At 41.3% G+C, this 13,886-nt stretch carries 11 protein-coding genes; 5 read left to right on the top strand and 6 right to left on the bottom strand.

The features are described 5' to 3' along the window. Window positions 1–191 precede the first annotated feature (191 nt). Entirely contained in the window at window positions 192–1,319 is a 1,128-nt protein-coding gene (locus tag IDJ77_RS14500) for a glycosyltransferase (RefSeq protein ID WP_191189692.1), read from the bottom strand. Window positions 1,320–1,432: 113 nt separating this feature from the next. Between IDJ77_RS14500 and IDJ77_RS14495 the strand changes: the two genes are divergently transcribed. The 4 genes from IDJ77_RS14495 (at window position 1,433) to IDJ77_RS14480 (ending at window position 7,120) form a co-directional block, all read left to right on the top strand. Continuing rightward, window positions 1,433–2,305: an SMP-30/gluconolactonase/LRE family protein gene (locus IDJ77_RS14495; RefSeq protein WP_191189691.1), complete on the top strand. Its 873-nt coding sequence runs from the start codon at window positions 1,433–1,435 to the stop codon at window positions 2,303–2,305. Between the two features lie 222 nt (window positions 2,306–2,527). Beyond that, the gene (gene gmd, locus IDJ77_RS14490; protein WP_191189690.1) at window positions 2,528–3,646 is read left to right on the top strand and encodes a GDP-mannose 4,6-dehydratase; all 1,119 of its coding nucleotides are present in this window, start codon (window positions 2,528–2,530) and stop codon (window positions 3,644–3,646) included. Between the two features lie 284 nt (window positions 3,647–3,930). Further along, entirely contained in the window at window positions 3,931–5,343 is a 1,413-nt protein-coding gene (locus IDJ77_RS14485) for an undecaprenyl-phosphate glucose phosphotransferase (protein ID WP_191189689.1), read from the top strand. A gap of 373 nt (window positions 5,344–5,716) precedes the next feature. Beyond that, window positions 5,717–7,120, top strand: a complete 1,404-nt coding sequence (locus tag IDJ77_RS14480; protein ID WP_191189688.1) for an undecaprenyl-phosphate glucose phosphotransferase — start codon at window positions 5,717–5,719, stop codon at window positions 7,118–7,120. A 13-nt stretch (window positions 7,121–7,133) separates the two neighbouring features. Here IDJ77_RS14480 and IDJ77_RS14475 read toward each other — a convergent pair whose 3' ends face one another. The 4 genes from IDJ77_RS14475 to IDJ77_RS14460 all read right to left on the bottom strand — a co-directional run bounded on the left by IDJ77_RS14475 (window position 7,134) and on the right by IDJ77_RS14460 (window position 11,201). Further along, window positions 7,134–8,321, bottom strand: a complete 1,188-nt coding sequence (locus tag IDJ77_RS14475; protein WP_191189687.1) for a glycosyltransferase family 4 protein — start codon at window positions 8,319–8,321, stop codon at window positions 7,134–7,136. Then, window positions 8,318–9,196: a glycosyltransferase family 2 protein gene (locus IDJ77_RS14470; RefSeq protein ID WP_191189686.1), complete on the bottom strand. Its 879-nt coding sequence runs from the start codon at window positions 9,194–9,196 to the stop codon at window positions 8,318–8,320. The genes IDJ77_RS14475 and IDJ77_RS14470 overlap by 4 nt, the downstream gene beginning before the upstream one ends. After that, a complete protein-coding gene (locus IDJ77_RS14465) occupies window positions 9,186–10,466 on the bottom strand; it encodes a hypothetical protein (protein ID WP_191189685.1) in 1,281 nt (426 codons plus the stop codon). Before IDJ77_RS14465 ends, IDJ77_RS14470 begins: the two co-directional genes overlap by 11 nt. 63 nt (window positions 10,467–10,529) lie before the next feature. Further along, window positions 10,530–11,201 (bottom strand): CatB-related O-acetyltransferase, encoded by a 672-nt coding sequence (locus tag IDJ77_RS14460; protein WP_191189684.1) that lies wholly within the window; start codon window positions 11,199–11,201, stop codon window positions 10,530–10,532. Between the two features lie 196 nt (window positions 11,202–11,397). Here IDJ77_RS14460 and IDJ77_RS14455 point away from each other — a divergent pair, with 196 nt between their 5' ends. Further along, a complete protein-coding gene (locus IDJ77_RS14455; protein WP_191189683.1) occupies window positions 11,398–12,498 on the top strand; it encodes an endonuclease/exonuclease/phosphatase family protein in 1,101 nt (366 codons plus the stop codon). 50 nt (window positions 12,499–12,548) lie between these two features. Here the strand turns inward: IDJ77_RS14455 and IDJ77_RS14450 are convergent, their stop codons facing one another. After that, window positions 12,549–13,805 (bottom strand): WcaI family glycosyltransferase, encoded by a 1,257-nt coding sequence (locus IDJ77_RS14450; RefSeq protein ID WP_191189682.1) that lies wholly within the window; start codon window positions 13,803–13,805, stop codon window positions 12,549–12,551. Window positions 13,806–13,886 lie beyond the last annotated feature (81 nt).

Genomic DNA, 13,886 nt, shown 5'->3' with positions numbered 1-13,886 from the left:
GGGCTTCTGTGCGTTTACCGAAAGCAGAAACCCTATCATTGATTTGGTTTGTGTTTTAGGGCTACTGCAATCAATAGCAATGCTTATATCTGTGGGTTGTGAATTTGTGTTGCGATAATATGATAAGGTTAAAACCCCGATAAAACACAGGCTAACAAAAACAAGCGCCGATAATTTTAAATTTCTCATTATCATACTTTAACTGCATGTTCGTCATAAAATTGTTCGAGGATTTTAATATTATTCTTTACATTAAATAATTTACTTACCCTCTCCCTGCCTTTTTTAACCATGTCGTCTGTTTTATGGTCATCATCAATTGCAGCCAGTATCTTTTCGGCCATTGCTGCATCATCGTTTACGTCAACCAGGTAACCTGTGATGTTGTTCTCAATAATTTCGTTAAGGCCGTCAACATCGGTGGCCACAACGGGCACGTTCAGCATTTGTGCTTCTGCAACCACATACCCAAAAGATTCAAACAACGATGTCATTACAAATACGTCTGTTTCTCTCAGGGTTTGCAGCAGCTCCGCACGCGATTTCCACGATAATATGGCCATTTTATCTTCAAGCCTGTTATCCGCTATATAATTCTCCAGGTCTGTTTTCCACTTATCATCAAAACCTGCACCCACTATCTGAAAAAACACATTATCCCTTGCCTGCGTTACTATTTTACAAACACGCAAAAACATCATCGGGTTTTTTTGGTCAACAAGCCTCGCCACCATCGTTATCATTATTCTATCGGCTTTTTCCTTCCTTTTTCTTTCCGGTAAAATTTCAATGCTATTAGGGCAGGTAATTACCTTCTTTTCCGAAAAGCCCACATCATTTGTAGCTCTGGCCGCCTCGGAGTAGGATGTTGCCAAAATCAGATCGGTAACGGGTTTGGCTATTTTCTCTACAAGTAAAAAAAACGTTCGTTTAAGGCCCTGCTTACCTAAATAAGCAAAAGCATGGGGCGTATATAATACCTTAGTTTTAAAAAAAATGCTTGCAAGGCGGGTGATCATCCCCGCTTTTGAACTATGGGCGTGGATAACATCGGGTTTAAGGGTACGTACCAACTTAATGGTAGCTAAAATGCTTTTAAGATCATTTATGGGCGAGATCTCAATTGTGTTCTCTAAATTGATGTAAGGCACATTGTATTTCCCCGCCATTTTAATTAAGGATTGGCGCATTTCGGGGCAGGCAACAATCAACTCGTACCTGTCTCTGTCTATATTATTAATAATCTGCTCTATATAAGTTTCTACTCCGCCTTGTACTTGTGAAATATGCAATACTCTTATTTTGCTGGATCCTGTCATGTTGTTAAAATCTATTTATGATTGTAATTTTAATTATAAATTATCAGAATCATTTATAATTTTGTTAAAAAATAAGACTTTAGGGATAAAACTCATACCAATTGCTTTTAATTATGGATGCCGATATAATTTATAAAACAAACGCAATTTTAGGAGAAGGAGCCATTTGGGATTTTTTTAATAAAAAACTTTACTGGGTAGATATTGAGGCCGGAGTATTTAATATTTACGACCCTGCCACCCACACCAATATAAGCTACCCAACCAATAAGCGTGTGGGTACGGTTGTGCCTGTGGCACATAACAAAGTGTTGCTGGCGCTGGAAGACGGCATGGCATTTTTGAATTTGCCCGATGGCGAAATTGAATACAAGCTTAAAACCGGTATACACCATAGTAACAAACGTTTTAACGACGGCAAATGCGATGCTGATGGCCGGTTTTGGGTAGGATCGTTAACCATGGGAAACGCTACCGGCGATAATAAACTTTATTGCTTAACGCCCGACTTTAACCTTACCGAGAAACTGGACGGGCTAACTATCTCGAACGGTATAGCGTGGTCTGCCGATAAGAGTACCATGTATCATATCGATACCCCAATAGGAGAAGTATCCAGGTACGATTTTGACCCCATCAGCGGGCAAATTGCTAATAAGAAGGTTATCATCAAAATCCCATCAGAACAAGGTTACCCGGATGGGATGACCATTGATAGCGAAGGCATGCTGTGGATAGCCCTTTGGGATGGTTTCGGCGTAGCCCGGTACGATCCGCATACCGGCAAACAGCTGCAAAAAATTAATGTTGCCGCCCCCAAGGTTACATCGTGCGCATTTGGCGGCGAAAATCTGGATCAACTTTTTATTACTACGGCAAGCTGCGAAATGACGGAGGACGAATTAATACAATACCCTTTAAGTGGTTCTTTATTTGTTGCCCAACCCGGCGTTTCGGGTCGTGGCAGCTTCAAATTTGGTTCTTAGGAAATACGTGATACAGTTGCAGCAATTGCAATATTTTTAGGGCTGGCCTGAACCTTAAAAATCAATTTAACACCATGCATATTTGCGCTTGTTACCCCCAAACAGTGTAAATATTATTTAGCATATGGAAATTTGGCAATAATTTTTTTTAAAATTTCATATCAAAACGGTTTAAAAATTAATACATTTGAATTATTTAATTAAATACGCTACAATATACATATGAGTAAAAAGATCGCCTTAGTAACTGGCATTACCGGACAGGACGGGGCCTATTTAGCCGATCTGCTATTATCTAAAGGGTACGAAGTGCATGGCATTAAACGCCGTAGTTCGTTATTTAATACCGAACGCATTGATCATATTTATCATGACCCGCATGATGAAGATCAAAGATTTGTTCTTCATTACGGGGATCTTTCCGATTCGACAAACCTGATACGGATCATACAGCAAGTGCAGCCAGACGAGATCTACAACCTTGGGGCCATGTCTCATGTAAAGGTTAGCTTTGATACCCCGGAGTACACCGCCAATGCCGATGGTATTGGAACCCTGAGGCTACTGGAGGCTGTAAGGCTCTTAAATCTGGTTAAAAAAACAAAAATATATCAAGCCTCCACATCAGAGCTTTACGGTTTGGTGCAGGCTGTTCCGCAATCAGAAACTACGCCATTTTATCCGCGTTCGCCTTATGCAGTTGCAAAATTGTATGCCTACTGGATAACCGTGAACTATCGCGAAGCATACAATATGTTTGCCTGTAATGGTATATTGTTTAATCACGAGAGCCCGCTGCGCGGCGAAACTTTCGTTACCCGTAAAATAACCAGGGCTGTTGCTAAAATATCCATGAATCTGCAATCCAAATTATACTTAGGCAACCTCGATGCGCAGCGCGATTGGGGCCACGCCAAGGATTATGTAGAGGCGATGTATCTTATTTTACAGCAAGAAACACCCGAGGATTTTGTTATTGCAACAGGCGTAACAACCACCGTACGCGAATTTGTTAGATTGGCATTTGCCGAAGTTGGGATAGAAATAACATTTAAAGGAAAAGGCGAAAACGAAAAAGGCTACGTATCGGGCAGCACCAACCCCGATTTTCTGTTGCCAGTGGGATCTGAAGTTGTATCTGTAGATTCTAAATACTTCCGCCCTACCGAGGTTGACCTATTGATTGGCGACCCAACAAAATCAAACGAGAAACTGGGTTGGAAACCTAAGTATGATTTAAAAGCATTGGTTAAAGAAATGGTTGCAGCGGATGTTGAATTGTTCCAGCGCGAAAAATTGCTGAAAGATTCGGGCTACCAGATCAAAAATCAATTCGAATAATATTAAAATAAAAAAAAAGAGAAATTATATATAACTGATAACCTGCAGATACAAAAAATACTACGCATTCGTGCTATTTAAACGGCGCGAAAGAAACTCATGCAATGGGTTTGGGATACACATGTTTTTTTGAGTTAAGCAGCTGCTAATCAGTTAGTATAACAGATCGTTATTCGGGTTTGGAATATGCTATATTTTGTTTACCTTTAAGGTAAAATTAGATATACTAATTAAATTTTTAATAAATTGCCTAAGGTAAACATCACATTGATTTATATTTTTTTATGGAATTAAGATATAAATACCGCTTCAATTTTTTCCGTTTTGTTAACGAGGTACTTCTTCTAACCGTTTGCTTCATCCTTGCGTTTTATATTCTTACAAAAGTATATGGCCGCAATTTTTTCCTCATAAACGTTTGGATGTTGCCTTTACTTATAATAGGCTGGTATTTCTCTTCGCGGTCTACTAAATCATCAGACGATTTTAACTCCAAATCTATTACTGCGAACCTGTATAAAACTGCCAACAGCATATTTATACAGGCATGTTTGGTTATACTTTTCTTTTTCACGTCGCATCAAACATACAACAGTAAGCGTTTTTTACTTTTTTATATCGTTCTGTTAAGCATATTAATACCACTGGAAAAAGTTTTTTATAAAAGATTAATGCTTTTTCTGCAAAAAAAAGGGATGAACAAAAAGCGCATCCTGGTTATTGGAGGCGGTAAAACCGGTATGGAGTTTTCTAACATCATTGATGGCAACGTGCACCTGGGTTACGAAATTGTTGGCTTTTTGGATGACGAACAAAAACCCTACCTTAACGGTAAGTACTTAGGTACCGTTGATAAAATTGACGAAATGATGGAAAACCACTCGGTAGAGTTTGACGAGGTGGTAGTAGCATTGCCAAACAGGGCCCACAATAAAATTAAACACATTGCCAGCGTAGTTGGCCGCAACACGGTAAAACTGCGTATTATACCGGCCTACCACGAGCTGATAAACTCGCAGTATAACGTAAGTATATTTAACGGCTTCCCGATGATCACCCTTAGGCACGAGCCTTTGGATGAGATCCATCTGCGATCGATAAAACGGCTTTTTGATATCGTGTTCAGTTCGCTTGTATTGGTGCTGGTGTGCTCATGGCTGTTCCCTATCATCGCGATAGCTATTAAACTAAGCTCGAAGGGCCCGGTATTTTTCATACAGGAGCGCTGGGGTAAAAAGAATGCAAAGATAAAATGCTATAAATTTCGCTCGATGAAGGCGGTTTCTAAAGACGTTGACGAAAGCAGCGGAAAATACCAGCAGGCTAAAAAGAACGACCCGAGGATAACCAAAATTGGCGCCTTCTTAAGAAAATCAAATTTGGATGAGTTTCCGCAATTCATCAACGTGTTACTGGGTAGTATGTCTGTGGTGGGCCCCCGCCCTCACCCTACGCCGTTAAACCTCGAATCGAAAGGGGTTATAGATAACTACCTGGTAAGGCACCTGGTTAAACCCGGCATAACCGGCTGGGCACAGGTAAATGGTTTTAGAGGAGAAACCAGCGACCCCTCGCTGATGATGGCCCGCGTTAACTACGATATCTGGTATATCGAAAACTGGAGCCTGCTGCTCGATCTGAAGATCATTTTCCTTACTTTTTGGAAAACCCTGGTTGGCGATAAACACGCTTTTTAAAAAGCATGTATATATTAAGCCCGCTAACAATTACCGCTCCCTCCCCCCTGTATATAAAGCGTTTTAAGCGCAAGAATTTTATTAGCCGGTGCTTAAATGCCGGGCATTAAATAGTAATATTTGGCCTGCTTATATGCGTTAAAATTAACGCAGAACTTATAAAGTATAGTTTCGCAAAAAAAGTATAATTTAGTGCTCAAAATAATAAAGCAATTGGGCTTTGTTTATGCGTAAAATAAACAGCCGGTATAAAAAACAGGTTTTATTGAACGCTTACAAGTTTTAGCAAATTTATATGCCCTCTGCCGGGTACAAACATTTGATGGAGGGTTGTTTATTAGATTGCCCGTCATCAGTTAAATAATTGTTATAAATGGTTCATCGCTACGCTACATTCTTTAAAACTATCAATCTGGTTACTGATTACATAGTTTTAAACATGGGTATGGTGATAGCTTACTACTTAGTAGCTACCGAAAAAGATATCTTATGGCCTCCCAGCCAGCACTATTTGCCCATTGTATTAGTTTTTAACCTTACCTGGCTGTTATCAGCAAACTTAACGCGCCTGTATGATGAGGTTTTAAATAAAGACTCGGTAAACACGTTCCGTAACGTTATAAAAACCTACCTTATTTTTATAACCCTTATTGCTATAATAGTAGCTGTTGTTGGTATTAAAGCATATTACATAACACACACCTACCTCATATACGCATCTGCATTAATCGGCCTCTTGCTATGGCTTTGGAAGATCATATTTTTGGCCATCCGCAAAAGCGACAGAGCATCACTATTCGACTCGCGCAAGGTGATCATAGTTGGCAGCGGCCGCATAAGTAACGATTTGCAGCGGTTTTTTGCCGGCAACCCCGACAGGGGCTATAAGCTTATTGGCTTTTTTGATGATAACCCAGTACAAACCGGGAAAACGGGTAAATACCTCGGCTCTACAGATGAGTGCATCAGCTATGTGCTCAACAACAAAATAGATGAAATATTTTGTACGCTGCCGGTTGCCGAATCCCAAAAAATAGAAAAACTATTATCAGACGCCGAAAAGAACCTGATACGTTTTAAAATAGTACCCGAATATTACGATTACGGTATTAAACCCGTTTTAATCCAAAGCTTTGGCCATATACCGGTAATATCGGTACGAGCCGAGCCGTTGGAAAACATGCTTAACCGCTCTATGAAGCGCTTGTTTGATATTTGCTTTTCGCTGATAGTGATCATCTTCTTCTTTAGCTGGCTGTTCCCTATACTGGCCATACTCATAAAATTAGAATCTAAAGGCCCCGTATTGTTTAAGCAGCTGCGCTCGGGCCGGGATAATAATCCGTTTTGGTGCTATAAATTCAGGAGTATGCGCATCAATAATCACAGCGACAGTAAACAGGCCGTTAGGAACGACTCGCGCATAACCCGGCTGGGCGCCATTTTGCGCCGTACCAGTATAGACGAGCTGCCACAGTTTTTTAATGTACTGATAGGCAACATGTCTACCGTAGGCCCGCGCCCACACATGCTGAGCCATACCATACAGTATTCGCAATTGATAGACAGGTTTATGGTGAGGCATTTTTTAAAACCGGGTATTACCGGCTGGGCACAGGTAAATGGCCTACGCGGTGAAACCGCAACTACCGAACAGATGCTTAAACGTGTGGAAGCTGACGTGTGGTATCTGGAGAACTGGTCGTTCCTGTTTGATATGAAGATCATCTTCCTTACCATCTGGAACAGCCTGAAAGGCGATGAGAACGCGTTTTAAACTCTTCCCCGGCTTATAATTTATCCCAACCCGACGTATTGTACCGGCCGTGCCAGTTATTAATGATGGCCACGGCAATTAAACCCGGGCGTTTATATGGCTTAGCATTAATAACCGCCAGCGCTGTCATTAACTGTTCGGCCATTTTCTCATAACTCATACCGGCTATAATAGCCTGCGAGCTTGCACCCATCTTTGCCTTTGCGCTATCATCTAATTGGGTATATTTTAATATGGCGGCGGCTATATCGCCAACATTAAATGCATCAAACCCAAACCCGTTTTGGCCATCCTTCAAAAGGTCGGTAGCGGCATTTACGGTACGGCTAAGCAACACGGGCAAACCCGCCGCCATGGCCTCGTTAACCACCAGGCCCCACGTTTCAGAAAAACTGGGCAAAATAAAGGCTTCTCCCTGCGCAAAATAGGTCGGCAGGGTATTGTTATCCACAGCATCAACAAACTCCACAGCGCTTAATTTAAGGGCATCCTTTTGCTGCTTTAGTTTTTCACCCTCGGGGCCGTCTCCTACTATCAGTAAGCGGTAACCAGTATTCTGCTGTTCTACAATTTGCCATGCCGCCAATAAGCCCTCAATATTTTTTATGGATACCAGGCGTGCTACGCAAATAATGGTTTTACCGGCCGGTGGCAGGCCTGGATTGCGCCTAAACAAATCGTTATCAATACAAGCAAACCCATAAAAATAATGAAGACCCTGTTGCTTAAAATTCGCGTATGCGCTATCGTAGCTTTTGGAAGGGAGCCAAAACGCATCGGCCTGGCTGGTGATAAGGTTTTTAACCCACTGCACCACAAAGTTGCGTTTAACCTGTGCGGGGCGGGCATCATCAAACATTACAAACTTGCGGTCGCGTTTTTTTGCCCAGGCAATGCCCAGCGCGCCTGCATAAAACACAATAGAAGGCGCTATGATAACATCGGCGTTTATTTTATCAAGCGCCGAGAAAATGCTTTTTTTGATCTCCTCTTTCGGCAGTTCATCTGCGCTTTTATCCGGGAATAAACAACTCCACCAGTCGTTGCCCGCATTTACGGTATCAAACGCGTACGGCGATCCTTTACCAAACAACTCCACCGCAAAAATGCTTACGCCCTGCGCCGCCATACTTTGATGCAGGTATATAAGCCTGCCTTTCCAGTATGCCCTAAAGTCGTTATTTAATATTACTACTTTCAATCGGCTGTTTTTTTAAACTTATCCCATATAATAGGGAACAGTGTTTTCATCCACAATTTAACAAAGGCGCCAAAATAATCGGCCGGGAAGTGCTTTTTAATATAAAACAGGTATTCTTTATAAGCCAGCCCTTTTACGCTGTAGAGGTAGTTTATACGCTTTTTAAGAGGTTGCTTGCCCGAAAGCCAGTTAGCACCATGGTCGTGCTCGCAGTAGCCGTAAAAGCCCGGTGCAAGCAATACCTGCAGGCCAGCCTTAAAGGCGGTTAATGTGTAATCGTAATCGGCCAGGTAGTGGGTGTAAGCATCGCAAAATATGCCTATCTTTTCTACCACCGCAGCATCAACCAAAAATACATTGGCATTACCCAGGTGGCAGGGAATGGGTGTTACATCAGGCGGCGTAAGCGGGTAATAGGCGGCATGTTTTATATTGTACAGGGCTCGCCCCCCGTAAGACATTTGCTTGCTTACCGGGCTTAAGGTAGAACCTACCAGCACTACCCCACTTGCAGCTAATTGGGTATAAGTGCCAATAAACCGCTTAAGCGACCCATCCATTAATACCACGTCATCATTATAAAGCAAAAAAAAGTTGTAGTGCTTTTGCGCAATTGCATGGCTCCAAACGGTGCGCATGCCGCCCGCCCAAAATAAGTTACCGCTACCCTTTACAATTTTCACCTCCGGAAAGGCCGTGGCTACCGCATCCGCGGTACCATCGGTAGAGCCATCATCCAGCAGGTATATATCGGGGTTGACGCTTGCAAAACCTTCCTGCCTGCTTAGGCTATCCAGGAAGCCAACAGTTTTCTCCCTGCGATTGTAACAGGCAATAAGTACAGCGCAGTTGCCGTTATTAAGCTCATTTTGCATACGCGTGGGGATTTTCTTCCACCTCCTCGTCTTCTTCGTTGTTTCTATACCTGCTAAAGCCTTTTTGCTTAAACCTTATAAATAAAAACATCATGATGATAGGCAAAAATAAAATCGGCTCGCCAAAGCTCAGCACCAGCAAAATAACAACGCAATAAACTATATTTTCCCAGTTGCGCAGGTATGGCTTGCAAAACCTCACATACTTAAACAGCAGATATAGTAAACCAACCACGCCAAATTTTGCAATAAAATCAAACACTCCGTTTGATATATTCACTGTGTAGGATTTGTTTAGCACCTCGTTGTACTTGTTGCTAACGCCTAAAATAAGTTTATTACCAAACGTATCCAGAATATGCCACATGCTGGAGAATCGGTTTAAAGGTATCTCCATACGGTTGTGGTGATAGTATTTCTCCAGCACCTTTAAGTGCTTAAGGTCGCGCATATCTTCCTGGTAGGTATCAGCTATCTTATCTGCCAAAAAGGGGATGAAAATGAATGCTAAAATTATGGATGGCACTAGTATCAATACATACAAGTTGATCTTGGGCACCCTAAACCTGTACGATAAAAATATAAGCACCAATAAGCCCAGGTAATTGGTTGTAGAAAACGTGGTGATATTGGCTATGATAAGTAAGATGGTTATTTTATCGTATTTAAAACTGTTTAAAAAGAAGTGGAACATTAACGTTAACACCAAAAAACAACCAAATGCGCCGGGTTCCCAAACAAAGCCCGAGTTGCTAAAATCGTGAAAGCCCTGCGTATAGGTAAACACCAGTGCGTTTGTATACCCGGGGATAGTATTGCCCGTTGGGAAGTTTAACGTGGCAAACAATTTATACATAGTAACCGGCGAAAGCAACTGCAGCCCGAAAAACACTAAGGATACGATAGTGAGATGTACCATTACCTTTACAAAGTAGGCCAGCAGCTTATCGCGCAGTATGGTGCATACAATAAAGCTTAACAAAATATATTTAAACAGAAATAAGTAATCGCTGTATAAATAATCCGTCTCCAGGTCGTTAACTAAAAAGAAGCGGAGGCTTACAAACAGCAGATACACGCCCGAAAATATAGCAATGATGTTGACATCTTTGCGGGTAATTAACCTTTTTGTGATAGCATATCCCAGTAACGATGCAATAGCTATACCCCAGGCCACCATGGTAGATGAAAGTATATTAGCGTTTGCCGATAACAGCAAAAACGCCAGCATTATAAAATAATTTACATCTATTTTTCTTTTGCGCTTCATTCAGTTAAGGTATTTGTTGTTTGATATAAAAAGGCCTGTGGTAATTTGGATAACCCTGTTTCATCAGGTCGGCCGATCTGCCTCCGCGATAAATTGGTTTATATTTTTAAAAAGGTGGCTGCTGGCTTTTATTTTTTCGGGGCTCCAGTCCCACCATTTAATGCGTAACAGGCCGACAATCTCTTCAGGCGTAAACCTGTATCTTATAAATTTTGCCGGTATACCGGCAACAATTGCATAGGGTTCTACATCCTTGGTAACAATTGCGCCGGCTGCAATAATTGCCCCATCGCCAATTTTAACGCCATCCACAATAATAGCGTTGTTACCTATCCACACATCGTTGCCTATGGTTACAATGCGTTTGTTCTGTTCATCGGCGTATAAAAACTCTTCAAATATCGTTTCGCTTACAAACGTAAACCCAGCCTGTTTTTGGGTTGAAAAAAAGGCAGGATGTGTAGATACAAAATCTTTTGAAGGATGGCGGCCCAGCCCTGTTTGTATATTACTGCCAATAGAGCAAAACCGGCCTATGCTGGTATCTTTTATTACCGATCCGTTTGATATGTAGGTGCCATAGCCTATATAGGTGGTGCCGATAATGGCATCGGCCCCTACAACATTATGCCCTTCAAAAACATTGTGGATGTTAAATTCTACGCCGCTGCCAATTTTAACACTGTTGTTATAGTTGATAAGCCTGTAGTAATTTCGTTTAAGCCACTTCCTCATTTTATAAGGTAAACATAGATAAAAAAGATTTCGTCGCCAATAGTGGTGATAAATATAAATAACAAACACAAATTTTGTGATTTTTTTAATAAAAACCGCTTTTCTTTACCGCATTTTAATGCATTTGTTTATTACGTTATTTCTTTTAAATACCCAGAAACTGTACTTTTAGGAAATTTTATAAAGACCCTTTCTGATGAAACCTTCAAAAAACAATAAAAGATTTACCCTTTTTGATAAGATTGTTTTAGGCCTTAATATTTTTGTGGTAGTAGCGCTTTTATTGTCGTACCTGGCGCCCGTGACCGATCCGCGCGATTACGATTTCATAGCGATATTAGGTTTTGGTTATTTATATATAGCGTTTGGCAGCCTCCTATTTATATTTTACTGGGTTTTCAGAAAACCTATCTTCATGCTGATCTCTTTGTTGCCATTTTTATTGGGATATAGCACCATGACGCATTACTTTGGCTTCCGGGGTAAAAGTGTACAACCGCAAACCGTTTCTGCGGGCACTTTAAGGGTGATGCAATATAACGTACATAAGTTTACGGGCTTAGACAGGTTTTTAGACCAGCCCATCCAGGATGAAGTGTTTGACCTGATAACGAACCAGGAACCGGATATTTTAACGATGGTAGAATTTGCAAAAGCCCCAAAAAAGACCGATACGCTTATAAACCAACTACAAACCACGCTTAAGATGGGTTACTATTATAAGTATTTTGCAGACAAACGGGATTCATTGGGTAACGCGATATTTTCTAAATACCCTATTTTAAAAAGCGGCGTGGTTGATACTACTGCCTCGTTGTTAAATACCGAAGCTATTTTTGCAGATATACTTTACAACAAAAAAACAATAAGGATTTATAGCCTGCACCTGGCAGCGGTAACCATGAATGACAAGCAAAAGAAAAGGTTTCTGAAAGGGGGGTTATTCAGCTTCGAGAAGCTATTTTTTATAAAAGGCAGGATCTCTGCAGCAAACGTTTACAGGAGTTTCCAGGTAGACAAAATAAAAAACCATATACGTACCTGCCCCTACCCATATATCATCACAGGCGATTTTAACGACAACCCAAACTCATTCTCGGTAAATGAGGTAAGCCAGGGCATGAAAAACGCCTTTTTAGAAAAAGGAAGCGGCTTTCAAACCACTTATTACAGCCTGTTCCCCCTGCAGATCGACTACATTTTGGTAAGCCCGCAGTTTGATGTTCTTACCTACAAAACCATCGAGAAAAAAATGTCGGATCATAAACCGGTTATCAGCGATCTAAAACTCAACTAATAATAAAGAGAAAGCGCGCTATATCTTAAAGAAGTACCGGGGAGAGGATATCAGTCTAAAAAGTCGTCTACAAACTTGTTCATCACCTTATCTACATTAAGGTATTGCACCGCATATTTGCGGGCATTCTCCCTTTTGTATTCCAGGTCGTCATCAAGCTTTATCTGGAGGATCTGGTTCGTCAACAGATCCTGGTTGTCTTTGTCCTGCGGCTCTACAACATAGCCAAAATCATAATCGTGCACCATATCGTACAACGACGTACCTTTTGATGCTGTAATGATGCTGGCACCGCCTACAGCCAGGATGGTGGTTAGTTTTGATGGCATCACCAGGTCGCCGGCATCAGCTATCTGTAATACCAGGTGTATATCGGCCATGTTTAAAAACTCGTTAAACACTTCCTTTTCCTGCACCTGCAAAAACGAAATATTATTGAGGCCTTTACGCTTGGCCTGCTCGTGCAGCTGATCTTTATATGGGCCCGATGAGCAAATGATAAATTTAATGTGCTGGTGGTTCAGCAACTGCTCGGCAGTAACCAGTATCCGTTCTAACCGTTGCTTTACGCCAACCGCCCCCGAGTACAGGTAAACAATATCATCGGGCTTGTAGCCCCATTTTGTTTTCAGCTTTTCGCGGTTAGGCAGCGGGAAGTAATAATCGGTATCTACCCAATTAGGGAAAAATGAGATCTCCCTATCCACCTTGGCCTTAATTTTTCTGATCATACCGTTGGATATGCTGCTCACAAAATCCGCGTCTTTCAAAATTTTGTGCTCAACCTTAAACAGGCCGGCCAATACTGTTTTCTTGGAGAAGAGCTTAAGGTCGCGCGCGGCTTCTATCTGCATATCCTGGATATGGTACAGCAATTTACCACCGTTAAATTTCTTCAGCATCAGCCCCAAATAGGCTAAATGGAATGGCGGGGCAATAGTGATAATAAGATCAAATTTTTGTTTAAAAAAGACGAGCTTAAAAACCATAAAAAACTTAGTTACCCAATAAGAAAAATCCTGCAGGGCACGCTGCTTTCCGGTTGGGTCGCTTGGGATGTAAGATGGGCAACGGTATATGGTTAGGGTAGCATCGCTTTTGGCGTTATAAACCACTTCCTTTTTATACCAGCGGTTTGTGTAGGGCTCCTGCACTTTCCAAAACGGGTAATACGGAAAAGTGGTAATTACTGTACAGTCATAGCCACGGTTAACCAGCCAGCTAAGCATTTCGCCGTTATATTTTCCAATACCAATTGGTTCAGGAGAGAAATTATGACTTATTAACAGTATTTTTTTCTTGTCCATTTATAAACTGAGCCTAAGGCCGGTAACGCATTTTTTTGGTAAAAACCACCGAATATATATTTTAAAGATAAAATAATTTAT

Source organism: Mucilaginibacter pankratovii (assembly GCF_014773265.1).
In the GTDB taxonomy this organism is placed as follows: Bacteria; Bacteroidota; Bacteroidia; order Sphingobacteriales; family Sphingobacteriaceae; genus Mucilaginibacter; species Mucilaginibacter pankratovii.
The sequence above is the reverse complement of the archived record's forward strand: the minus strand, read 5'-3'. Positions and strand labels throughout refer to the sequence as shown.